Raw genomic sequence first — 22,896 nt, 5'->3', positions numbered from 1 at the left:
GGCGGTCCCGAACCGCCGGGCATGGAACTCGCGTCCGCCGCCCTCGGGTTCGGTGCCGTGGTCGTCCTACTGCTGTGCAGCGCCTTCTTCTCCAGTTCCGAGACGGCCATCTTCTCGCTGCCGGCCGCGTGGGTGAACGAACGCGCCGCGACGGGCGACCGCCGCGCGACGACGCTGAAACGCCTGCGCGAGGACCCGCACCGACTGCTCGTCACCATCCTCGTCGGCAACAACCTCGTGAACGTGGCGATTTCGAGCATCGTGACGGTGCTGCTCGTCGAACAGTTCTCCGCGGGCGTCGCCGTCTCCGCCGCGACGCTCCTCGTCGGCGCCACCGTCCTCGTCTTCGGCGAAATCGTGCCGAAGTCCTACGGCCTCGGCAACGCGCAGCGCTGGTCGCTCGTCGTGGCGGGCCCCGTCTCCTTCGTCGAACGCGCCATCTCGCCGCTGGTCTCGCTGTTCGACGCGCTGACTCGGCGGCTGACGGCGTGGCTCGGCGGCGAGTCGGACATCGAGAAGCCGTACACCGAGTGACCGACCGCGCGCCGCGCCTCGGTCCGCGTTCGGTCGCATTTCGGTCGGTACGGTCGGTATGAAAAGCCGCTCACGACCGCCGAGAGGGGACGAACCGCCCGTCTCGGCGGGCCGCGCGGAGGACGACCGCCGCCGCGAGGAGGACGACCACGACGACGACGGCCGAGCCTTCGAGACCGTAGGCGCCGCCGGTCAACCACGTTGGACCCGACGTGACTCCGACGAGCAGTCCCTGACCGCCCTCGTCGCCGGAGACGGCGATGCCGAACACGGCGCCCTGTGCGAAGTTCCACGCGGCGTGGAGCGCGACGGGGAGCCAGAGTCGGCGGGTGTAGAGGTACGCTCCGCCCAGCCAGAGGCCGGCGAGGAACACCGTCAGTCCCGTCCAGACGGTGACGTTCGGCGTCGCGACGACGTGGAAGGCCGCGAACGCGAGCGAGGAGCCGACGAGCGCGACCCAGGTGCCGAAGCGGCGCTCGACGATGCGAAGCAGCACGGCGCGGTAGACGAGTTCTTCGAGCGCCGCCCAGAACAGCGCGCCCGTGACGAACGGCACCGCGAGGAGCCACGGGTTCGTCCCGGTCACCTCGTAGCCGCCGGCGACCCAGACGACGCCGACCGCTGCGGTGAACAGGCCGGCGCCGAGGACGGTCCCGGAGAGGAACTCGCGGACCGCGCCGCGGCGACCGAGTTCGGTCACGGGGCGGGCCTCGACGACGCGCACGTACGCCGCGTAGGCGCCGAGGACGCCGAGCGTCCCGACGAGACCGGCGACGAACGCGACCGGAACCGACGTCGCCACGTCGGCCCCGAGGAGCCGTATCGCCGCGACGGAGGCGGCGCCGAAGGCGGCGACGGCGAGGAGGATCGCGGCGAGTGCGAGCAGCACGCGTCCGGCCGTGACCGCGACGCCGCCGAGTCGCGTTCCGTCGAGAGTGCGGACGCGGGCTCTGGAGCGTCGGTCGAACGAGGTGAGAGAGTCGTAGTTCATAGCGTTGTTCCTGCGCGGCCACGCCGCGCGAGCGAACCGAGTGGGTTCGCACCGTATTCGTCGCGCGAGGAGATGAAGACCGATTGAGACGAGTTATCCCGCGTGGTCGCAGCGCGGCCGTTCAGAACAGCGTCGACAGCGCCTCGACGCCGGCGAGCGTCACCAGCAGTCGGCCGACGCTCCCGACGAACGTGGCCGCGGCGAACTTCACGTAGTCCTCTTCGAGGACCGAGAAGGCGTAGATAGAGAGCGTGTCGGGGAACGTCGGGACGCAGAGCGCCGCGGCGAGGCCGGCGTACCCCCACGTCTGCGCTATCTCCAGCGTCTTCTCCTCGGTCCACTCCATGATCCCGAACCGGGACTCCCGGAGCTTTCGCTCGATGAACCCGGAGTTCTTCGCCTCCTGTCCGATGTGGAACGCGAAGACGCTCCCCGCCGCCTTGCCGACGCCGCTCACGAGGATGATGACCGCGTACCGCGCGTTCTGCGAGAGCCCCAAATCCAGAGGCGCCAGGAGGACGACTTCGCTCACGCCGGGCAGCGCGAAGGCGATGAGAAACGAGTAGACGAAGATGATGAGCAGTCCGACCCACCCGGTCGCCGTCTCGACGACGGACCGCAGACCGAGGTTCGGGAACAGGTTTCCGACGCCGCCCGCCGCGAGGTCTGCGACCGCGCCGGCGAGCGACGGCGAACTCGGTATCGACGACAGCGCGTCGAGGGCGGCGGCGAGGGACACGGCTACCGGTGTCTCCCGGACGAGGCGACGTAAGTCTTGAGATTCGGGGTCCGCTCGGCGCGCTCCGAGGAGTCGAGATCAGCGGACCGCATCGATGTCTGCGAGAAACGCCGAGAGCGACTCGCGCGTGACGTGCGGCATGCAGACGACGCGGAGGAGGTCCGACCCGGTGCGCGAGACGCGCCACCCTCGTTCGCGGAGGGCCTCGAAGACGGAGTCGGACACGTCGGCGGCGACGAGGGGGAGTTCGGGGTCCACCACGTCGATGCCCCTCGTTCGGAGTTCCTCGGCGAACCACGCGGCGAGGTCCGCGGCGCGTTCGTACTCGCGGCGGTAGCCGTCGGGCCAGAGGGCGTCCATCGCGGCGGCGGCCGAGGCGACGCCCGCGCCGCTTCTGGTACCCGTGAGCGTCGCCTGCGAGGTGGATTCGAGGTACGGCGTCTCGACGGCCAAGGCGTCCAGTCCCTCGCGCTCGCGGAACAGGAGGCCGCCGGCCGGGATGCACGCCCGCCCGCACTTGTGCGGGTCGACGGTGAGCGAGTCGACGGGCGCGTGCGCGAAACTCCACGCCTTCTCGGTGAACGGGAGGAGGAAGCCGCCCCAGGCGGCGTCGACGTGGCAGAACGCGCCGGCGCCGTGGGCGATGTCGACCAACTCGGGAATCGGGTCGACGCGTCCGAACTCCGTGCTGCCGGCGACGCCGACGACCAGCACGGTGTCGTCGTCGACGGCGGCGCGCACGGCCTCCACGTCGGCGCGGCGGTCGGCGTCGGTGGGGACGAGGCGGAGTTCGACGCCGAGCACGTCGGCGGCTTTGTTGAACGAGAAGTGCGCGCTCTCGGGGGCGACGACGTTGGGGTCCGACGTTCTCCCGCGACTCCGGTTGCGCGCCGCGCGGACGGCCTGGATGTTGGCCTCGGTGCCGCCGCTGGTGACGTAGCCGTGCGGGTCCGAGAGGCCGGCTATCTCCCCGAGCACGTCGACGGCGGCGGACTCCAACGCGGCCACCTCCTCGTACGTGGCGGGGTCGCCGGGGTTGGTGGCGAGAAAGCGCTCCGCGGCGGCGCGCGCCGCGGGGTGCGGTTCGGTGCACATCGACGAGAGGACGCGGTCGAACGTCTGCGGCGCGGACCGCTGCATAGTCTCCGGGTGGGGGCCGCGGCGTTTATCAATTCCGTTGTACTGCGACGGGGAGAGGCGCGTCCTGCCGCTATCTCTTTCCCCGCTTCCGCTCTTCGAGCATCCCACCACCGTGACAGAATCCGAATCCGAATCCGAATCCGCCGGACTGGACGACGCCTCGGAGCGCCCCGACGCGAGCGCCATCGGCGAACGGGCGGCGCCCGAGGACTCCCGAGCCGCGGTCGTCATCTCCGAGTTCTACCGGGTCGAGTCCAGACAGATGGCGAGCGGCCAGACCCGAATCGACCAGACGACGAACTGGGCGGTGACCGTCATGGCCGCCTTCCTCACCGTCGTCTTCTCCCAACCGAACCTCGCGGCGTACATCCTGCTCATCGGTATCCTCTCGATGTGCGGCTTCCTCCTGTTCGAGGTCCGCCGGTACCGAACGTACGACGCCAGTCGCTCGCGGGTGCGGCTGTTGGAGCAGAACTTCTTCGCCGACGTGTTCGCACCCCCGACCGACTCCGGGGCCGAGTGGCGCGAGCACCTCGCCGCCGACCTTCGGGCACCGACGCTGAAGATGTCGTTCCGCGAGGCGCTCTCGCGGCGCCTCCGTCGCGTCTACGGCCCGCTGATGACCGTTCTCGGCCTCGCGTGGCTGCTGCGCATCACGATGTTCACCCCGCAGACGCGGTGGGTGGACGCGGCCGCCATCTCCTCGGTTCCCGGCGAGGCCGTCGTCGCCGCGGTGGCCCTGTTCTACGTCGGGGCGGCGGCCGTCGCCTACTGGCCGACGCGGCGGGAGGCGAGAAAGGACTTCCACGACACGGAGGTCGGAAAGTGGGAGGACCCCTGAGGGCCGTTCTCGGAGGTCAGCGAACCGAATCGAGGACGAGTCGCTGCTCCTCCCGCTTGACTTCGTGTTGCACGTCGCGGACGGCGTCGATGTTCGCCGAGATGGAGGAGACGCCCTCGTTGACGAGGAACTGGACCATCTGCGGCTTCGACGCCGCCTGCCCGCAGATGCTCGTCTTCACGTCCAGTTCGCGACAGGTCTCGATGGTGTCGCCGATGAGTTTCAGCACGGCCGGGTGGAGTTCGTCGAACCGGCCGGCGACGTTCTCGTTGTTCCGGTCGACGGCGAGGGTGTACTGCGTCAGGTCGTTCGTCCCGAACGAGACGAAGTCCAGTCCCGCCTCGGCCATCTCCTCGACGCCGAGCGCCGAGGCGGGGGTCTCTATCATCACGCCCCAGTCGCGCTTGTCGGGGTCGATGCCTGCCTCGCGCATGAGTTCCTTCGCCTGAATCACGTCCTCGGCGTCGTTGACGAGGGGGAACATCACCTCGACGTTGTCGTAGCCCATCTCGAACAGCCGTCGGAACGCCTCCAACTCGTGTTTGAACAGGTCGGGCTTGTCGAGACTCCGCCGGATGCCCCGGTAGCCGAGCATCGGGTTGTGCTCGCGCGGTTCGTCCTCGCCGCCCTCCAACTGCCGGAACTCGTCGGTGGGGGCGTCGAGGCTGCGGACGCGGACCGGTCTCGGGTAGAACTCCTCGGCGACGCCGCGGATGCCGTCGACCAGTTCCTCGATATACGCCCTCTCGCCGTTGTCCTCGATGTACTTCGTCGGCGTCTTGCCCAGGGAGAGCACCATGTGCTCGATGCGCAGGAGGCCGACGCCGTCGGCGCCCGTCGCGGCGGCGCGTTCGGCGGCCTCGGGGATGGAGACGTTCACCTTCACCTCCGTGGCCGTCATCGGCTTGACGGGCGTCTTCGGCCGCGCCTCCTCGATGGGCTCGCGCTGGTCCTCCGTCTCTTCGGCGCCCTCGCGGACCGTCCCCTTGTCGCCGTCGATGGTGATGGTCTGACCGTCGGGTATCTCCCGGGTGCCCGACCCCGTGCCGACGACGGCGGGGACGCCGAGTTCGCGCGAGACGATGGCCGCGTGGGAGGTCATCCCCCCCTCGTCGGTGACGATGCCCGCCGCGCGCTTCATCGCGGGCACCATGTCCGGCATCGTCATCTCGGTGACGATGATGTCGCCCTCGGCCACCTGGTCGAGGTGGTCGAGTTTCGTGATGATGCGGGCGTTACCGGCCGCGATGCCGGGACTCGCGCCGAGGCCGCGCAGTATCATGTCGCCGGACCCCGAGGCCTGCGCGGCCTCCCCAGCCTGCCCGTTCTCGGACCCGCCGTCGCCCGCGGCGGACTCTCTGGCCGCCGCCTCCTCCTCGCCGTCGGAGATAGTGGTGATGGGACGGGACTGGAGCATGTACACCTCGCCGTCGTAGACGGCCCACTCGACGTCCTGCGGTTCGCCGTAGTGGTCCTCGACGCGTTCGCCGAGTTCGACGAGGCGCGCTATCTCGGTCTCGTCGAGGACGCGCGCGTCCCGCATCTCCTCTTCGACGTCGAGTTCGACCGTCTCGCCCGTCTCCTCGTCTTTGACCATCTTCATCTTCTTGTCCGCGATGGTGGCCGTCTCCACCTCCCCGGACTCGCGGTCGACGACGTAGTTGTCGGGCGAGACGGACCCGGAGACGACGGCCTCGCCGAGGCCCCACGCCGCCTCGATGATGATTCGGGGGTCGCCCGTCGAGGGGTGGGAGGTGAACATCACGCCGGACTTCTCGGCGTCGACCATCTCCTGGACGACGACGGCGATGTCGACGTCGCGGTGCGGGAACCCCTTCCGGTTGCGGTAGTAGATGGCGCGCTGGGAGAACAGCGACGCCCAGCACTCCTTCACTCGCTGGATGAGGTCGTCCTTCTGAACGTTCAGGTACGTCTCCTGCTGGCCGGCGAACGACGCGTCGGGGAGGTCCTCGGCCGTCGCCGAGGAGCGAACCGCGACGAACGCCTCGCCCTCGCCGATGTCGTCGTAGGCGGCGAGAATCTCCTCGCCCACCTCCTCCGGCACCGGCGTCTCCATGATGAGTTCGTGCGCCCGTTCGTGCGCCGTCTTCAGCGCTCCCGAATCCTCGTGGTCGACGTCGACGGCGTCGAAGAGTTCCTCGTCGATACCCGCTTCCTCGATGAACGAACGGTACGTCCCGGCGGTGACGACGAACCCCGGCGGCACGGGGAGACCCGCCGAGGTCAGTTCGCCCAGTGAGGCGCCTTTACCGCCGACTGTGTCGAGGTCGTCGGCGCGCACGTCGTCCAGCCAAACTACAGCCATTAGCGTTCGTCAATGATTACGATGTCTCATAAGTACTTTCCGACCAACGGCAACGTGAATTATACCGTACTCGGCACCGAGTACGTAATTCTCGCCGTAATCGTCATCTCTCTCCGCGGCGCTCCCGACCGTGGGTTTCGCAGAGAATGCCGCCGCTATCAGGGTCGAGATAAAACGGTTTGCCCGCGCTTACGGCCGCCCCGCAGACGGCGCAACCGTCGCCGTGGCGCAGGAAGTACTTCCCCTCCGCGCGGCCCGTCTCCAGGCGGTCCGCGGCGACGGCGACGCGGACCAGCCCCTCTCCTATCTGCGTCCGCTCCGGACCGTCCGCCTCCTCGAATCGGATCGGTCGCATGGGAGAGGATGGCTCCCCGGCGGTAAACCTCTCCCGGCGTCGAGACGCGCGGGCGGCGAGAGGTTCTTTACGTCGGAACCCCACCGATTCCCTGTGCAGTCCGACTTGGTGTCGGCGTTCCCGCCGTGGCTCCTCCTCGGCGTCGCCGGCGGCCTCCTCGCGTCGGTGTTCATCGCGGGCGCGTTCGTCGTGGGGAGACGGCTCTTCCCCGACGAACCGACGCGAGGCGCCGTCGTCGACGGCGCGGGCCGCCGACGGGCGGAAATACGCGACTACCTGCGCGAGATAGGCGAACCGTTCGCCGAGGACCACCCGGTCCGCGGCGAGACGGTGGAGTTCTACCTCCCCGGCCGCGACGTGGCCGTGACGTTCGACGCGATGGCGTACTTCCGACTCGAACGCGCCGGGACGTACACGGTGCTGTGCGAACACGAGATGCCGGCCCGCGGCCTCGGCCGGCGACTCCCGTTCGACGTGCCGGAACTCGACCCCGTCGTCCCGAACGCCGCCGACCCCGTCGCGGCGGCGTTCGACCACCTCGACCTGCCGCGGGGGGCCGACCCCTCCGAGGTGAAAGGCGCCTACCGGGAGAAGGTGAAGACCGCGCACCCCGACCACGGCGGGTCGCAACCGGAGTTCCAGCGGCTCCAAGAGGCGTACGCGACGGCCAGAGAACACGCCGAGAGCGGTCCGCCCGCGCGCGTCTGAGCCCCTATTCTGCGACCCGGGCCGCCTCCGTCACCTCGTACAGCACGTCGCCGTCGCGGAGGGCGTCCGTCACGCGCCCCACGAGGTCCGTCGTCGCCACCACCACGGCCGCGAGGCCGCGCGCCGCGCCCGCCGCCGCCACCTCGCCCGCGGCCAGCGACGTCTCCACCTCCACCTCGGCCTTCCGCAGCGACACCACCGCCTCGACGCCCGCCGCGACGACCACGTCGGCGTCGGCGCACGCCTCGGCGAGGCGGTCCAGTTCGACGGCGCGGCTCCCCCCCGACCGCGCGGGCGGCACCTGCACGACGGTGACGCTCCCCGGGTCCATCTCGATGACGCCCTCGAATCCCGTGATGCTCACGTCCTCGCCCGCCTCGGCGGCCGTCGTCGTCACGCCCGTCGCCGGCCCGGCGTCGCCGGGCGTCGCGCGGAGGTGCCCCCCACGGAGCGACAGCGTCACCGTCTCGCCCGCCTTGACGGCCTCCGTCGCCAGCGCGGCGTCCTCCTGAACGCTCTCCAGGACGTCGTCGGTGACGTGGTCGGCGAACCGCCGCAGGTCCTTGGCCTCCTGAAACAGCCAGTCGACGCCCTCCTTCGTCACGCGGTAGCGCGAACGCCCCTCCTTCTCCACGTAGCCGTCCTCGACGAGTTGCCGGGTGTACTCGCTGACCGCCTGACTCGTCACGCCCACCGCCTCGGCCACCTCGCCCTGACTCACCGCCGGCTGTCGGTCGGCGATTTCGACGAGGATGCGGAGGCGCGTCGCCGTCCGTTTGTCTTCGAGGGCACCGCTCATACCCGCTCGGAGGCGACGAGCGATGAAAAATCCCCCCGGCGTCGGTCGGGGGCGTCGCCCGCGCGGGCACCGGCACCCCTCTCGCTCGGAGCGCCACCGCTTTGCCCGCCCGCGCCGTCGGTGCTCGCGTGCACGACGTGACCTACCGCGACCGGGCGGCGTACCTCCCGTTCGCGGACGCCCTCGTCGTCGCGGACCTCCACGTCGGCCGCGCGGAGGCGTCGAACGTCGATTTTCCGCTCGGCGAGGAGGCCAGCCTCGAAGCGCGACTCGCCGCCCTCGTCGACGCGTTCGACCCCGCGGCGGTGGTGTTCGCCGGCGACGTGCTCCACCGCTTCGACGGCGCGACGGTCCGCGCGGCCGAGGGCGTGTCGGACCTCGTCGCCGTCTGCCGCGAGGGGGGCGCCCGGCCCGTGATGGTCCGCGGCAACCACGACACCGCCCTGCGGACGGCGTGGGACGGCGACGTTCACAACGAGTACGTCGCCGCCGAGAACCCGAAGACGGTCGTCTGTCACGGCCACGCCGCGCCGGAGACGGACGCCTCGCTGTACGTCGTCGGTCACGTCCACCCGGCTATCACCGTCGAGTCCGTGCGCCGACCGTGCTATCTCTACGGCGAGGGCGTCCACCGCGGCGCGGACGTGCTGGTGCTCCCGGCGTTCACTCGGTTGGCCGCGGGCGTCCCCGTGAACGGTCTCTCCGGCGGGGACTCGGGGTCCCCCCTCGCGACCGACCTCGACGCGTTCCGCCCCGTCGTCTGCGACGAGGACGCCGGCGAGGCGCTGCCGTTCCCGCCGCTGGGGGAGTTCCGACGGATGCTGTGAGGGCGGCGGACGGTCCGGCTGGTCGCCGGTCCGGCGTGCGACTACCGCTCGGCGTCGGCGCGGACCTTCTCGGCGGCCTCGCGTCCGCTCCGCATCGCCCCCTGAATCGACGACCACGCGGTGTACTCGCCCGCGAGGTACGTCCGGCCGCGGGGGGCGATGTGGTCCGGCAGGGCGTCGTGGATTCCGGGTGGTTGGGCGAACTGGGCGAACTCGACGCGCTCGGTGTGCAGCGACTCCAGGGCCGGGAAATCGCTCTCGTACCACGATTCGAGGGCGTCCCGCGTCGCTTCGAGCAGGTCGGAGGCGTCGCGGTCCAGCGCCGCCGACCCGAGGAACGTCGCGCACAGCAACTCGTCGTCGCCGTCGGGGGCGTACTCGGGCGCCACGTCGCTCACGGGCACGACGATGTTCGGCGAATCGTCCCCGGCGTTGAGCAGTATCTTCTTCCGCGTGCCCAGTTTCTCACGCTTCGGCAGACGGTAGTACTGCGTGACGGAACTCCGCGCCTCGGTCGGAATCAGTTCCACGTCGGTCAGTCGCCGCGCCTCCTTCGGGTCGGTGGCGACGACCACCCGGTCGGCCTCAACGTCCTCCCCGCCGGCGGTGACGGTCACGGGGTGGGCGTAGCCGTAGTCGACCGGTTCCTCGTCGTCGCGCGTCTCGTCGTCGATGGACTCGACTCCGGCGTCGGTGACTATCTCCGCGCCGGCGGCGCGCGCCTTCGCGGCCAACTGGTCGGTGACCGCGCCCATGCCGTCGGCCGGGAGGCCGATTTCGCCCTCGCTCATCGCCTTGAACGTGTACTCGAAGACGCGCTTGGAGGTCGACAGCGACCGGTCCAGCGTGATTCCGCCGTAGAACGGCGCGACGAAGTTCTCGATGTAGCCCTCCGAAAAGCCCCACTCGTCGAGGTACGCCCGAATCGAGTCGTCCTCGGCGGCGAAAATCCCGTCTTCGGACTGGGAGGCGACGTGCTGGCGGAGCAGGAGCGTCCGGAGTTTGTCGGTGACGGTCACCTCGTCGTTCAGGAGCGTCGACAGCGTCGCCCGCGGGTCGCGGACGGGGTCCGAGAGGGTCGAACGCTTCCCCGGCCGGGCGATGACCGCCCCGGGCGAGAAGTAGCGCATGTCCAACGCGTCGAGGTCGAGTTCGCGCCGCACGGCGGGGTAGCCCGTGAACAGCACCTGGAACCCGCGGTCGAAGGTGAAGCCGTCGCGCTCCCGCGACCGGACTCGGCCGCCGACCTCGGGTCGTCGCTCGAACACGGTCACGTCCGCTCCGGCCTCGGCGAGGTGTCGCGCCGCGACGAGGCCCGCGAGGCCCGCGCCGGCGACGACGACGGTTTCTCCGTCCATACGGAGTCGGTGGAACGGCGGGCACAAAGAGGCGCGGGGTTCGGGAGGGGGACGGGCGGTCGATTACCGTGCCGGACTGCACCGATTTCTCTCTCGACTGACGCACGGTTTGTTTACACCGTGGTCGATTGTGACTCGTCTGCTCAGTAGCGCATGTGGAGATGTCATTCACGTAGGCTGGTACTGCCGAAGAACTCGGATAAGAAACACACCACTGAGCAAACAGCCGAAGAGAAGCCCCAACCAGATGGGTGAAAACGGCTCTTGGGGGTCAGCTGCTCTGAATAGGTATCCAGTTAGAAGTGCAAGGGCGATTAGTTTCGTCTTCTCGGAGACCATATCCTGCAGTGTACGATGTTTTGTGCAACCAAGTATCATTTCCTCCAACGATTCGTAGCTCCCTTGTTCTGAGCACTTCTCGGTGTAGTTATCCAAATGCTGTCACTCGATCTAACCTGCGAGTAATTGTACCGCGACGAGCGGAGCGAGTCGCGGACTCTTTTTGGTCCAGCTTTTTGCAACGAGCGGTCGCGCGAAGCGCGACCCGAGTTAGCAAAAAGGTGGAGGGGAATGACCAGAGGTTAGTCCGTCGCCTCCCACCCACCGACATGGACACGAGCGATGCGTTCCTCGGACTGGAGTGCGCCGAGACGGGCGAGCGGTACGACGCGGACGCGACGGGCGCGAGCGACGCCGGCGCGCACCTCGTGCCGACGTACGACTACGACGCCGTCGACTGGTCGGACGGGGGCCTCTCGGACCGGCCGACGGACACGATGTGGCGCTACGCCGACCTGCTCCCCTTCGAGTCGCCGCTGACGGCCAAGGAGGGCGGAACGCCGCTGGTTGACTCCGAAGAACTCGCCGAGGAACTCGGCGTCGGGTCGCTCGGAATCAAGGACGAGGGGCGCAATCCCACGGGGACGATTCTGGACAGGGGTCTCTCGCCCGCCGTCACCGCGGCGCGAGAGGCGGGCGCCGAGTTGGTCGCCCTCGCCTCGGCGGGCAACGCCGGGCAGTCGGCGGCGTCGTACGCGAGCATGGCCGACATCCGGTCGTACTCGTTCGTCCCCTCGCGCGCGCCGTTCTCGAACAAGGCGATGGTGAACGTCCACGGCGGCGAGATGCGCGTGGTCGGCGGCCGCTACCCCGACGCCGAGGACGGCCTGCACGAGCAGTTGAAATCCGAGTGGTTCACGCTCCAGGAGTTCGACAATCCCTACCGCCACGACGGGGTCAAGACGCTCGCGTTCGAGGTGGCCGAGTCGCGCGGATGGGAGGCGCCGGACGCCGTCGTCGTCCCCGCCAGCACCGGCGAAGTCGTCGCCGGCGTCTTCGAGGGCTTCCGGGAACTCCGCGAACTCGGCCTGCTGGACGAGGTGCCGCCGCTCTACGCCGCGCAGGCGTCCGGGTGCGCGCCCATCCACGCCGCCCGCGAGCGCGGCGACGATGTGGACGAGTGGGAGCAACCGGACACCATCGTCGGCGAACTGGAGATTCCGGACCCGAAGGGCGGCGAGGCGGCGATAGACGCCGTCGAGGCCGCCGGCGGCGACGTACTCGCTCTCGACGACGACGATATCCTCGAGTCGGCCGTCGTCGCCGCGCAGACGGCGGGCGTCGAAGTCGGCACCGCGGGCGGGGCGGCGATGGCCGCCGCGTGGCGACTCGCCGAGGACGGCGTCTTCGGGGGGAGCGACGACGTCGTCGTCGTCAACACCGAGTCGGGGACGAAGACGGCCGACGTCCTGCGCAGTCACCTGATGGGACAGGGCATCTGAGCGGGGGACTGCGACCGGACGACCGAGCGCCGGAGCGATATTTCACCCGACAGACTTTTCCTTTAGATTCGTCTAATTTCGCCCATGTTGAGCGACGTGATGGAGGATTATCTGAAGGCCATCTACCAGATTCAGTCGACGTCGGGCGCGCCCGTCGCCACCTCCGCCGTCGCGGAGTACCTCGGGAAGACGCCGCCCACGGTGACGAGCATGCTCGGGAAACTCGAAGAGCGGGGGCTCCTCGACCGGGAGAAGTACAAGGGCGTCGAGTTGACCGAGGAGGGCGAGACGGTGGCGCTGGAAGTGCTCCGACACCACCGCCTGCTCGAAGCCTACCTCGCCGAGCACCTCGACTACTCGTGGAGCGAGGTGCACGACGAGGCCGACGCCCTCGAACACCACATCTCCGAGGAGTTCGAGCGCCGCGTCGCGGAGGTGCTCGGGAACCCGACGGTCGACCCCCACGGCGACCCCATCCCGACGGCCGACCTCGCGCCCATCGAACGCGAGGACGTGGACACCCTGCGCGACCACGTCGTCGGCGACAGGGTGGTCGTCACCCGCGTCAGCGACCGCGACGAGGAGGAACTCGAGTACCTGGAGGAGGCGGGCGTGCTCCCGGGGACGCGCCTCGAAGTCGTCGACGTGGCCCCCTTCGGGATGGTGACCGTCCGAACGGAGGGCGGCGACGAGCAGAGCCTCCCCGACTCCGTCGCCGCGTCCATCCGGGTGCGCCCGTTCGAGGCCGACCCGGCCGAGGGCGAACCGGACGGGACGGGCGACGACGCGGACGGGTCCAACGGCGAGGTGCCGACGACGTGAGCGGCTACCTCGAAATCCTCGTCATCGCCTTCGTCACCCAGCTAGCGGTGCTGCCCGGCGAGAAGGTGCAGTTCATCATCGCCGCCCTCGCAACCCGGTATCATCCCCTCGTCGTCGTCTCCGCGGCGGGCACGGCATTCGCCGGGTGGACGGCCCTGGAGATTCTGTTCGGACAGGCGCTCCGGGCCGCGCTCTCACCCCTCGTCCTCGACGGGATCACCGCGGCGCTGTTCCTGACGTTCGCGGTGCTGCTCTACCGCTCCGCGCCCGCCGAGGGGCAGACGCAGGAGGAACTCGCCGCGGAGACGGACGGCGGGTTCGCGGACCTCTCCGAGCGCGTGGACTTGCCGGCGCCCGTCGAGCGCATCTCCGGGTCGTTCGGCGGGTTCGTCCCCATCTTCGCCATGATGGCCGCCGGCGAGTTCGGCGACAAGACCCAACTGGTCACCATCGGACTGGCCGTCGAGTACGGCGCCACCTCCGCCATCTGGGCCGGCGAGATGCTCGCTATCATCCCGGTGAGCCTCGCGAACGCCTACTTCTTCCACAGGTTCTCGCACCGCTTCGACGTGCGGAAGGCGCACTTCGCCTCCGCCGCCCTGTTCCTCTTCTTCGGGCTGGACACGGTGCTGTCGATGGTGACGGGCTTCTCCGTCTGGGAGGCGTTCGTCGGCGCCGCGACGAGCGCTCTCGGTATCGCGTGAGAGTGCGGCGAACCGACTCCGGACCGCCGCGCAGTGCGCCGTTTCGGTTGATTTATGCGCCTCTCGGTTCCGGAGACTGACGTGACGAACGTCGTCGCGACGCTCCTCGCGGGCGTCGTCTTCGGACTCGCCCTGGCCGCCCCGCCGGGACCGATGAACGCCATCATCGCCGAGGAGAGCGTCGTCCACGGCTGGCTCTCGGGGTTCAAGGCCGGACTCGGGGCGATGACCGCCGACGCCATCTTCTTCGTCCTCGCCGCCCTCGGCGTCGTCGCCTTCGTCGAGGCGTTCCCGACGCTCCGCGCGGCGATGGTCGGCGTCGGCGGCGTCCTGATGCTGTACTTCGCCTACGGGGCCGCACAGGACGTCCGGTCGTCGTTCCGGCCCGCGGACGCCGGCGTCGAGGAGGGGGGCGACGCCGCAGTTTCGGCCGGCTCCGACCGCACGGCTGCCACCGGGTTCACCAAGGCGTTCGTCCTCGCGCTGACGAACCCCTACCAGATACTGTTCTGGCTCACCATCGGCGTCGGCCTGTTGGACCCCGGAACGCTGGACGTGCTGGCGGAGACGCCGTACGTCGGCGGGTCGCTGGCCGGCCTGCTCGTCGTCGAGACGGGGTCGCCCGCCCTCGTCGTCGGCTTCTTCGGCGGCATCCTCGTCTGGGTGACGGGCTTTCCGGCCGCCCTCGTCGGCGCCGAGCGACGGGTGGAGTCGCTCGCCCCCGTCGTCGCCGGCGCGAGCGCCCTCGTCCTCGCGGGGTTCGGCGTCCTCTTCCTCTCGCAGGCGGCCGGCGCGTTCCTCGGGTGAGCGGCCTAGCGTGAAACGCTAACACTTTCATCCGTCCCGCGGGAGGGTCGACCATGTTCGAGAAGTCGACGTGGATCAAGCTCCCGCGGAACGTCCTCATGGGCCACGGCGTCGTCGACGACCTCGCGGACGCGGTGGACGAACTCTACCTCACGGGGCGGCCGTTCCTCGTGACGAGTCCGGCCCCCGACCGGGTCGCCGGCGGCGCGGTCCGCGGGCAGTTCGACGACCCCGACTCCGTCACCATCGAGACGGCGAGTTTCGAGACGGTCGAACGCGTCGTCGACGCCGCTGAGGCGGCCGACGCGGGCTACCTCCTCGCCCTCGGCGGCGGGAAGGTCATCGACACCGCGAAGATGGCCTCCGAGCGACTCGGCTGCGGGTTCGTCTCCGTTCCGACCGCCGCCAGCCACGACGGCATCGTCTCCGGGCGCTCGTCCATCCCCGAGGGAGACACGCGCCACTCCGTCGCCGCCGACCCGCCCCTGGCCGTCGTCGCCGACACGGCCATCCTCGCGGAGGCGCCGTGGGAACTCACCACCGCCGGGTGCGCCGACATCATCTCGAACTACACGGCGGTGAAGGACTGGCAACTCGCCCACCGCCTGAAGAACGTCGAGTACTCCGAGTACGGCGGCGCGCTCTCGCAGATGACCGCCGAGATGCTCGTCGGCAGCGCCGAGTCCATCAAACCCGGCCTCGAGGAGTCCGCGTGGGTGGTCGTGAAGGCGCTGCTCTCCTCGGGGGTGGCGATGTCCATCGCGGGCACCTCCCGCCCCGCCTCCGGCGCCGAGCACCTGTTCAGCCACCAACTCGACCGCCTCGTCCCCGGCCGCGCCCTCCACGGCCACCAAGTCGGCGTCGGGTCCGTCCTCACCGAGTACCTCCACAGCGGCGAGAACGGCGAGTGGCGCGACATCCGCGACGCCCTCGACGAGGTGGGCGCGCCGACGACGGCGGACGGCCTCGACATCGACGACGCGACGGTCATCGAGGCGCTGACGACGGCGCACACCATCCGCGACCGCTACACCATCCTCGGCGACGGCGTGAGCGAGGAGGCGGCCCGGGAGGCGGCGACGTTCACCGGAGTCATCTAACCCCAGCTTTTTGCTGACTCGGGGTCGCTCCGCGACCCGCTCGTTGCAAAAAGCTGGACCAAAAACGTTCCGCGAGGCTCGGCCTTCGGCCTCGCTCGCGGTACAGCGACCGAGTGATTACCGCTCCGAACCACCTCCGCGCCGCCCCGGACCGCACAGCCTCCGCACCGTTCCGCCCGGCCCGCACCGCCGGTCGAAACCTCGCCCCGAATCCGAAGACGGAATAGCGACGCTTCCCAACCCCCGATATGGCTACTGCGAGCGCCGACAACGCGGTGAAGGAGCATCCGCTGGCCGTCACGGCCGTCCTCTCCGTCGTCGGCTACGCCCTCGTCGTCGGGACGTTCCTCGGGTGGGTGCCCGGCCAGGTGTTCCCGGACCTCTCCTTGGCGCAGGTGAACACGCTGTCGGACGCCATCGCCGCCGTCAACGCCCTCAACGTCCTCGTCATCGCCGCCGGGTGGCGCTGGATTCGCGCGGGCGAAGTGCGCAAGCACGCCGCCGCGATGGTCACCTCCTTCGCCCTCATCCTCGTCTTCCTCGTGATGTACCTGAGCAAAATCGGCGGCGGCGGCACCAAGGAGTTCGTCGGCCCGGCGTTCGTCTACTACCCCTACCTCGCCATGCTGGCGATACACATCGTCCTCTCCATCGTCGCGGTGCCCGTCGTCCTGTACGCCCTCGTCCTCGGCCTGACGCACACGCCCGCCGAACTTCGAACGCAGACGCCGCACCGCCGCGTGGGCCGCATCGCCGCCGGGTCGTGGCTGCTGTCGCTCACCCTCGGTGTCGTCACCTACCTCCTCCTGAATCAGGTGTACGGCTGGCGGTACGTCGAGTCCGCGACGGCGGCGCTGGTCGCGGTACCGCTTTAATTCGAGCCCGCTCCTTCCTCCGATTCGGTCTCTTCGGCGCGCTCCTCACCCGGTTCGTCGTAGAGATACGTGTACCACACCAGCGACGCCGCTATCGCCGCCGCGACGCCCCACCCGACGGTCATGAAGATGTCTCCGTCGAGATAGTTCAGTACCGCTATCGCCCCGTAGAGCACGAACGTGACGGGGAAGATGTGCTCGCGGAGCGTCTCCAGCATACGCTTCTGTTCAAAGTATCTACATATCGTCCTTCCGGTCGCTCGTCGGACCCCGGCGTCGGACGGATGTCGAGGATTTTTATCGTCCGGTCGCAAGCCGATGGGTATGCGAGTCGCGTTCGTCTCGATGTACACCGCCCAACTCCGAGCGGACGGCGCGACGAGGCGACTGCGACGGGTGGCCGAACACCTCGCCGCGCGCGACCACGAGGTGTCGGTGCTCTGCGCGAAGTGGTGGGAGGGGGAGGTGTCGGCCTTCGAGCAGAACGACGTGGAGTACGTCGCCGTCACGGAGGCGCCGTCGGCGACGACGTTCGCCTCGAAACTCCCCTTCGCCCTCCGCCGGGTCAAGCCCGACGTGGTGCACGCCGCGAACAGTCCGCCGGCGCAGGTGTCGGGCGCGAAGACGGGGGCGCGACTCCTCCGCGTCCCCGTCGTCGTCGACTGGTGGGCCGAACGCGAGGGCGACCCCTCCGGCGGCTACGGGCGCGCGGCCCGGAGCGCAGACCGGGTCACGGCGCCCTCGCAGATGGTCAAGACCGACGTGCGCGAGTACGGCGCCGCCGAGGACGCCGTTCGCGTCGTCCCCGAGTCCGTCGACTTCGACCTGATTCGGAGCGCGGGGACGGACGACCGGGCGGACCTGCTCTACGCGCGGCGCCTCGACGAACACGCGAACGTGGAGTCGTTCTTTCTCGCCCTCGCGGAACTCCGCGACAGGGAGTGGCGCGCGGCCGTCGTCGGCGACGGCCCCGAACGCGACGCCGCCGAACGGACGGCCGCGGAACTCCGCATCGCCGACCGCGTGGAGTTCCTCGGCGACCTGCCCCCGGAGGAGTTCGTCCCGGTGATGAAGGGGGCGCACGTCTTCGCGCAGACGGCGGCCGTCGAACCGTTCGCGACAAACCTCCTGTGGGCGCTCGCATGCGGGTGCGTCGGCGTCGTCGAGTATCAGGCCCGCTCCGGCGCCCACGAACTCGTCGTCGACTGCGACCGCGGCGTCCGCGTCACGAGTCCGCAGGAGTTGGCCGACGAGATAGCGGCCGCCGCCGGTCACTCCCGTGAGTCGACCAACGAGGCGTTCGCCGCCTACGACCACGAGGACGTGACCTGCCGCTACGAAGCGGTGTACGAGGACGCGATAGGCGGCTACGGCTGGTTCTAACCGCCGTTCTCTTCGGATAGCAGTCGGACGGTACAGCCGCCCGATAGCATCGTCGGAACGCTTCGATTACTGATTGCTCAGCCGGGACCCCCGCGCGCTGACGACGAGGAACCGCCGCGACTCGCTCGCTGACGCTCGTCGCGATACGACCGCCCGACCGCTCCGTATCCCGGCGTCCTACCACCGGTGCCCGCCGATATCCAGAATCGCTCCGCAGCGGACGCACTCGAACACCTGAAGCGGGTCCGAGTCGAGGTGCTGCATCAGTGCGCCGTCGACCGCGGTCGGCGCGCCACAGCGCCGACACGTCTCTTCCGACCGTCGCCCCACTGCCATAAATTCTCACAGTTCCGAGGGCGTCCGAAGCCAAAGCTCTAGTTGCGGGTTTCCGGACGTTCTCGACCGTCTGCGGCGTGAGAGGGGGTGTGCCGGTCTACTCCTCTTCGAGTTCGTAGTCGCCGCCGTACTTGAGGAAGAAGAACGCCAGCCCCATCGTCGCCACCATGGCGAACGTCGTGGCGATGCCGAGCGTCTTCGCGGAGTCCGGCACGGAGGGGACGTTCGACGGCGCCGGCGTCGAGATGGACTCGACGACTTCGATGCTGCCGACCATGCCGGCGGACTGGTGGGGAGTGCAGTGGTATTCGTAGGTGCCGAGCGTGCTGAACGTGTGCGAGTAGGTGAACCCGGAGTTCTCGATTGGTTCGTGACCCGACCAACTCGCCCCCTCGGGCGTGCTGTCGACGGCGATGTTGTGGTTGTCGGACTCCCAGACGAACTCCACCGTCGTGCCGGGGAGGATCTGAAGCGCCTCGCTGGTGCCCGGCGTGAAGACGAAGTCGCCGCCGGGGCCGACGGCGACGGTTTCGGTGCCGCCGCCGCCACCGCCACCTCCGCCGCCGCCCGACCCGGTCCCGGTGCCGCCGCCACCGCCGGCCGTGCCGGTGCCGGACCCGCCGCCGCCGGAACCGGACCCGGTGCCGGTGCTCGTACCCGTCTCCTGCGCCGCGGCGGTTCCCGCCGCACCCGCGGCCGCCGTGGTCCCGGCCGCGGTCGCGAGGAAGGCCCGGCGGGACATCTCCGCGTTGCCGTCAGTCATGGTCGGCGCTTGGGAGTCCGCTGTAGTGAATACTTTGGTTTGTGGTTCGAGTTCGGGTTCGAGAACGCCCCCGCACGGCCCCGCGCGGCCCGAGACGCCCCCGGTTCAGAGCGTGTAGTCGTGCTCGCCCGTCTCGGAGTCGAGAAACGCCGCCAGGAGGTCGATGGTCGCGTCCACGTCGGCGACGTGCGCGCTCTCGGTCACCGTGTGGAGGTACCGCGTCGGCACGGAGATGGCGCCGACGGGCTTGGCGCCGTGGGTGTTCTGGAAGCCCGCGGTGTCCGTCCCGCCGGCGGGGAGAATCTCGTGCTGGTAGTCGATATCCTCGCTCTCGGCCACGTCGCGGAGGCGACGGTGCACCTTCGGGCTCGTGATGGCGCTGCCGTCCTTCAGCTTTATCGCGGTGCCGTCGCCGAGGGCCGTCACGTGGTCGCCCGCCTCGAACCCCGGCACGTCGTTGGCGACGGTCACGTCCAGGGCGACGGCGAGGTCCGGGTCGACGTCGACGCCGAGCGCCGTCGCCCCGCGCAGACCGACCTCCTCCTGCACCGTCGCGGCGAAGTGAATCGTCACGTCGGGGTCCTCGATTCGCTCGGCGGCCGCCAGCATCGCGAACAGACAGACGCGGTCGTCGAGGGCCTTGCCGGTGACGTGCTGGCCCATCTCGACGGTCGTCTGCTCCATGGTCACCAAGTCGCCCACGTCGACCGTCTCCTTCGCCGCCTCGCCGCCGAGGCCGATGTCGACGTACACGTCCTTCACCTCCTCTTTCTTCTCCTTCTGCTCCTCCGAGAGCGTGTGCGGCGGCGGCGACCCGATGACGCCGGTCACGTCGCCGTCCTCGGCGTGTATCCGCACCCGTTGGGCCTTCAGCACGCGCGGGTCCCACCCGCCGAGGGCGTCCAACTGGACGAACCCCTCGTCGGTGACGTGTCGCACCATGAAGCCGATTTCGTCCATGTGCGCGGCGACGGCGACGGAGTAGTCCGAGTCGCCCTCCACGGTCCCGACGACGTTGCCCATCGCGTCCGTCCGCATCTCGTCGACGTGCGCCTCCAGTTCTCGCCGGACTACGTCGCGGACGCGGTCCTCGTAGCCCGGGACGCCGCTCGTCTCGGTCAACTCCTTCAGCAACTCGAAGTCGAACTCGTACTCGTAGTCGTCGTCGTCGTCGGCCATGCGCCCACCTTCCCGGAGTCGAGACAAAAGCGCTCGCCTCCCGGAACGTCCCGGCGAACGAGACGTGTGAGAACTGACAACGCGTTTGCCGTGGTTCCGGAACGTTTTTCCGCCGCATGCGTGCATTGAGGGCATGGCAGACGTAGAGGCGGAACTCCGCGAGGAACTCACGGCAGCGTTCAGCGACGCAGACTACCCCGTCAAGAACCAGATGGACCTCGTCCCCGCCCTCCCGAACGGGCCGGGCACGCGCTTCGAGGCGGGCGACGGCGAAGTGAGCTTCACCGCCATGGAGATGGCCGCCAAACTCGGCTCCCACCAGAACTTCCCGTACGACGACGCCGAGAGCCTCGTCGACGACGTGATAGAGGGGCTGAAGGCGGAAGGGATGATCTAGGACCCCCACCTTTTTGCAGATTCGGGTTTCCTCGGGCCGCTTCGCGGCCCTGCGGGAACCCTCATCGCAAAAAGCTGGACCAAAAACGTGCCGCGAGACTCGGCCTCCGGCCTCGCTCGCGGTACGACTGCTCGACGCGACTTCTTCGCCCGTTGACGCCACGGATGCTCGGCCCGTCGAGCGGAGCGTCCGTCCCGCCCGCTCCTTCCGTCACACGAACCATTACGGTGCCTCCGGCGGTATCCCGTCCCATGCCGACCCACGACATCGAGCGGTACCTGAACGTTCGGAGCGCCTACGGCGTCTCCTTCGGCCCCGACGGCGAACGGCTCTCCTTCCTCATGGACACCACGGGCGTCCCGCAGGTGTGGACTGTCGACGGCCCCGGCGCGTGGCCCGAACAGCGGACGTTCTACGACGAACGGGTGACGTTCGCCTCGTGGTCGCCGGAAAATCCCGAACTCGTCTTCGGGATGGACGAGGGGGGCAACGAGCGCCAGCAACTCCACCGCTACGACCCCGTGACGGGGGAGATAGCCGACCTCACGGGGATGCCCGACGCGAAGCACCGCTGGGGCGGATGGAGCCACGACGGCGAGCGCTTCGCGTTCACCTCGAATCGACGGGACGAGTCCGTGTTCGACGTCTACGTGCAGGGCCGCGGGGAGACGGGCGAGGCGGCCGAACTCGTCCGCGAGGGCGACGGGTGGCTGACGGTCGGCGGGTGGTCGCCGGACGACTCGAAGCTCATCGTCTCGGAGGCGTACTCGAACTTCGACCAGGACGTCTCCGTCCTCGACGTGACGACGGGCGAGACGACGCACCTCACGCCGCACGAGGGGACGGTCCGCTTCCAGAGCGCCTCGTGGGGACCGGACGGGGAGAACCTGTATCTCGTCTCCGACCGCGAGAGCGACACGCTCGACCTCTGGCGAGTGAACGTCGACTCCGGCGAGTTCTCCCTGGTCGCAGAGGACGACGAGTGGGAGATAGAGGGCGTCGCCGTCGACCAGGAGTCCCGGCGGGTCGTCTACTCCACGAACGTCGACGGCTACACCGAACTCGCCGTCGGCGAACTCACCGGAAAGGACCGAATCGACGCGTACGCCGTCCCGGACCTGCCGCGCGGCGTCGCCGGCGGCGTCTCCTTCTCGCCCGACGGCGACCGCTTCGCCGTCACCCTGACGAGGAGTTCCGACACGACGAACGTCTACGTCGTGGACGCGAAGACGGGCGGGGCCGAGCAGTGGACGCGCGCGGCCACCGCGGGCATCCCCCGCGACACGTTCGTCGACCCCGAACTCGTCCGCTTCCCGACGTTCGACGGCCGAGAGATACCCGCGTTCTTCTCGCTTCCGAGCACCGACCACGGCGACGGCGAGACGCCGGTCATCGTCGACATCCACGGCGGCCCCGAGTCCCAGCGCCGCCCGTCGTTCAACGCCGTCAAGCAGTATTTCCTCGCCAACGGCTACGCCGTCTTCGAACCGAACGTCCGCGGGTCCGCCGGCTACGGCAAGGCGTACGGCCACCTCGACGACGTGGAGAACCGGATGGATTCGGTCGCCGATATCGAGGCGGGCGTGGAGTGGCTTCACGACCACCCGGCGGTCGACCCCGACCGAATCGTCGCCATGGGAGGGTCCTACGGCGGGTTCATGGTGCTCGCGGCGATGACGGAGTACCCCGACCTGTGGGCCGCCGGCGTCGACATCGTCGGCATCGCCAACTTCGTCACCTTCCTCGAGAACACCGGCGACTGGCGGCGCGAACTCCGCGAGGCCGAGTACGGGTCCTTGGAGGACGACCGGGAGTTCCTCGAATCCATCTCGCCCATCAACAACGTCGAGAAGATACGCGCACCGCTGTTCGTCCTGCACGGCGAGAACGACCCCCGCGTCCCCGTCGGCGAGGCCCACCAAATCGTCGAGAAGGCGGGCGAACACGTCCCCGTCCGCGAACTCATCTTCGCCGACGAGGGCCACGGGTTTACCAAACGCGAGAACCGCATCGAAGCCTACGAGGCCATCGTCGGATTCCTGGACGAACACGTCTGATTCCAGGATATTCGCCTTTCCGCTCGTTGTACTCCCGTTACAAGTAGAGAAACCTATTAGTATAGACGTGGGTA

At 69.2% G+C, this 22,896-nt stretch carries 24 protein-coding genes; 13 read left to right on the top strand and 11 right to left on the bottom strand.

The window, feature by feature from the left end; translation table 11 throughout:
• Positions 1 to 21 precede the first annotated feature (21 nt).
• A complete protein-coding gene (locus tag NDI79_RS04845; protein ID WP_310927309.1) occupies positions 22 to 534 on the top strand; it encodes a DUF21 domain-containing protein in 513 nt (170 codons plus the stop codon).
• Positions 535 to 604: 70 nt separating this feature from the next.
• On the opposite strand, the gene NDI79_RS04840 is transcribed toward NDI79_RS04845, so the two are convergent.
• The 3 genes from NDI79_RS04840 to mfnA form a co-directional block, all read right to left on the bottom strand.
• Positions 605 to 1,525 carry a CPBP family intramembrane glutamic endopeptidase gene (locus NDI79_RS04840; protein WP_310927308.1) on the bottom strand — a complete coding sequence of 307 codons (921 nt, stop codon included), beginning with the start codon at positions 1,523 to 1,525 and terminating at the stop codon, positions 605 to 607.
• 121 nt (positions 1,526 to 1,646) lie between these two features.
• Positions 1,647 to 2,165, bottom strand: a complete 519-nt coding sequence (locus tag NDI79_RS04835) for a YqaA family protein (protein ID WP_310927633.1) — start codon at positions 2,163 to 2,165, stop codon at positions 1,647 to 1,649.
• Between the two features lie 177 nt (positions 2,166 to 2,342).
• Positions 2,343 to 3,404: a tyrosine decarboxylase MfnA gene (mfnA, locus tag NDI79_RS04830; RefSeq protein ID WP_310927307.1), complete on the bottom strand. Its 1,062-nt coding sequence runs from the start codon at positions 3,402 to 3,404 to the stop codon at positions 2,343 to 2,345.
• Positions 3,405 to 3,516: 112 nt separating this feature from the next.
• Between mfnA and NDI79_RS04825 the strand changes: the two genes are divergently transcribed.
• Positions 3,517 to 4,245: a DUF2270 domain-containing protein gene (locus NDI79_RS04825; RefSeq protein WP_310927306.1), complete on the top strand. Its 729-nt coding sequence runs from the start codon at positions 3,517 to 3,519 to the stop codon at positions 4,243 to 4,245.
• A gap of 16 nt (positions 4,246 to 4,261) precedes the next feature.
• Here NDI79_RS04825 and ppsA read toward each other — a convergent pair whose 3' ends face one another.
• Entirely contained in the window at positions 4,262 to 6,571 is a 2,310-nt protein-coding gene (gene ppsA / locus NDI79_RS04820; RefSeq protein WP_310927305.1) for a phosphoenolpyruvate synthase, read from the bottom strand.
• Positions 6,572 to 6,674: 103 nt separating this feature from the next.
• Positions 6,675 to 6,926, bottom strand: coding sequence for a DUF8075 family protein (locus NDI79_RS04815; RefSeq protein WP_310927304.1), 252 nt, complete (start codon positions 6,924 to 6,926; stop codon positions 6,675 to 6,677).
• Between the two features lie 93 nt (positions 6,927 to 7,019).
• Between NDI79_RS04815 and NDI79_RS04810 the strand changes: the two genes are divergently transcribed.
• A complete protein-coding gene (locus tag NDI79_RS04810) occupies positions 7,020 to 7,634 on the top strand; it encodes a J domain-containing protein (protein ID WP_310927303.1) in 615 nt (204 codons plus the stop codon).
• A gap of 4 nt (positions 7,635 to 7,638) precedes the next feature.
• Here the strand turns inward: NDI79_RS04810 and NDI79_RS04805 are convergent, their stop codons facing one another.
• Positions 7,639 to 8,433, bottom strand: a complete 795-nt coding sequence (locus tag NDI79_RS04805) for a DUF7839 domain-containing protein (RefSeq protein ID WP_310927302.1) — start codon at positions 8,431 to 8,433, stop codon at positions 7,639 to 7,641.
• Positions 8,434 to 8,561: 128 nt separating this feature from the next.
• Here NDI79_RS04805 and NDI79_RS04800 point away from each other — a divergent pair, with 128 nt between their 5' ends.
• Positions 8,562 to 9,260: a metallophosphoesterase gene (locus tag NDI79_RS04800; protein ID WP_310927301.1), complete on the top strand. Its 699-nt coding sequence runs from the start codon at positions 8,562 to 8,564 to the stop codon at positions 9,258 to 9,260.
• Between the two features lie 41 nt (positions 9,261 to 9,301).
• On the opposite strand, the gene NDI79_RS04795 is transcribed toward NDI79_RS04800, so the two are convergent.
• Positions 9,302 to 10,618, bottom strand: coding sequence for an NAD(P)/FAD-dependent oxidoreductase (locus NDI79_RS04795; RefSeq protein ID WP_310927300.1), 1,317 nt, complete (start codon positions 10,616 to 10,618; stop codon positions 9,302 to 9,304).
• Between the two features lie 608 nt (positions 10,619 to 11,226).
• On the opposite strand from NDI79_RS04795, the gene NDI79_RS04790 reads away from it, so the two are divergent.
• The 6 genes from NDI79_RS04790 (at position 11,227) to NDI79_RS04765 (ending at position 16,707) form a co-directional block, all read left to right on the top strand.
• Positions 11,227 to 12,399, top strand: coding sequence for a threonine synthase (locus NDI79_RS04790; RefSeq protein WP_310927299.1), 1,173 nt, complete (start codon positions 11,227 to 11,229; stop codon positions 12,397 to 12,399).
• A gap of 84 nt (positions 12,400 to 12,483) precedes the next feature.
• Positions 12,484 to 13,221 carry a metal-dependent transcriptional regulator gene (locus tag NDI79_RS04785; RefSeq protein WP_310927298.1) on the top strand — a complete coding sequence of 246 codons (738 nt, stop codon included), beginning with the start codon at positions 12,484 to 12,486 and terminating at the stop codon, positions 13,219 to 13,221.
• Entirely contained in the window at positions 13,218 to 13,925 is a 708-nt protein-coding gene (locus tag NDI79_RS04780) for a TMEM165/GDT1 family protein (RefSeq protein ID WP_310927297.1), read from the top strand. Before NDI79_RS04785 ends, NDI79_RS04780 begins: the two co-directional genes overlap by 4 nt.
• 153 nt (positions 13,926 to 14,078) lie before the next feature.
• Positions 14,079 to 14,732, top strand: a complete 654-nt coding sequence (locus tag NDI79_RS04775) for a LysE family translocator (RefSeq protein WP_425499580.1) — start codon at positions 14,079 to 14,081, stop codon at positions 14,730 to 14,732.
• A 53-nt stretch (positions 14,733 to 14,785) separates the two neighbouring features.
• Positions 14,786 to 15,832, top strand: a complete 1,047-nt coding sequence (locus tag NDI79_RS04770; RefSeq protein WP_310927295.1) for an NAD(P)-dependent glycerol-1-phosphate dehydrogenase — start codon at positions 14,786 to 14,788, stop codon at positions 15,830 to 15,832.
• A 248-nt stretch (positions 15,833 to 16,080) separates the two neighbouring features.
• Positions 16,081 to 16,707 (top strand): DUF420 domain-containing protein, encoded by a 627-nt coding sequence (locus tag NDI79_RS04765; protein ID WP_310927294.1) that lies wholly within the window; start codon positions 16,081 to 16,083, stop codon positions 16,705 to 16,707.
• Here the strand turns inward: NDI79_RS04765 and NDI79_RS04760 are convergent.
• Positions 16,704 to 16,925: a hypothetical protein gene (locus NDI79_RS04760; RefSeq protein ID WP_310927293.1), complete on the bottom strand. Its 222-nt coding sequence runs from the start codon at positions 16,923 to 16,925 to the stop codon at positions 16,704 to 16,706. The genes NDI79_RS04765 and NDI79_RS04760 overlap by 4 nt on opposite strands.
• Before the next feature lie 106 nt (positions 16,926 to 17,031).
• Between NDI79_RS04760 and NDI79_RS04755 the strand changes: the two genes are divergently transcribed.
• Positions 17,032 to 18,090: a glycosyltransferase family 4 protein gene (locus NDI79_RS04755; RefSeq protein ID WP_310927292.1), complete on the top strand. Its 1,059-nt coding sequence runs from the start codon at positions 17,032 to 17,034 to the stop codon at positions 18,088 to 18,090.
• Between the two features lie 177 nt (positions 18,091 to 18,267).
• Here the strand turns inward: NDI79_RS04755 and NDI79_RS04750 are convergent, their stop codons facing one another.
• The 3 genes from NDI79_RS04750 to NDI79_RS04740 form a co-directional block, all read right to left on the bottom strand.
• On the bottom strand, positions 18,268 to 18,426 hold the full coding sequence (locus tag NDI79_RS04750) for a hypothetical protein (RefSeq protein WP_310927291.1): 159 nt from the start codon (positions 18,424 to 18,426) through the stop codon (positions 18,268 to 18,270).
• Between the two features lie 97 nt (positions 18,427 to 18,523).
• On the bottom strand, positions 18,524 to 19,189 hold the full coding sequence (locus NDI79_RS04745) for a plastocyanin/azurin family copper-binding protein (RefSeq protein ID WP_310927290.1): 666 nt from the start codon (positions 19,187 to 19,189) through the stop codon (positions 18,524 to 18,526).
• Between the two features lie 105 nt (positions 19,190 to 19,294).
• The gene (locus NDI79_RS04740; RefSeq protein WP_310927289.1) at positions 19,295 to 20,368 is read right to left on the bottom strand and encodes a M42 family metallopeptidase; all 1,074 of its coding nucleotides are present in this window, start codon (positions 20,366 to 20,368) and stop codon (positions 19,295 to 19,297) included.
• A 133-nt stretch (positions 20,369 to 20,501) separates the two neighbouring features.
• Between NDI79_RS04740 and NDI79_RS04735 the strand changes: the two genes are divergently transcribed.
• On the top strand, positions 20,502 to 20,765 hold the full coding sequence (locus NDI79_RS04735; RefSeq protein WP_310927288.1) for an MTH865 family protein: 264 nt from the start codon (positions 20,502 to 20,504) through the stop codon (positions 20,763 to 20,765).
• Positions 20,766 to 21,016: 251 nt separating this feature from the next.
• Positions 21,017 to 22,822 (top strand): S9 family peptidase, encoded by a 1,806-nt coding sequence (locus NDI79_RS04730; RefSeq protein ID WP_310927287.1) that lies wholly within the window; start codon positions 21,017 to 21,019, stop codon positions 22,820 to 22,822.
• Positions 22,823 to 22,896 lie beyond the last annotated feature (74 nt).

It is taken from the genome of Halogeometricum sp. S3BR5-2, from assembly GCF_031624635.1.
GTDB classification, from domain to species: Archaea; Halobacteriota; Halobacteria; order Halobacteriales; family Haloferacaceae; genus Halogeometricum; species Halogeometricum luteum.
Note: the sequence above shows the minus strand (reverse complement) of the source record. Positions and strands in the feature narration are given on the sequence as shown.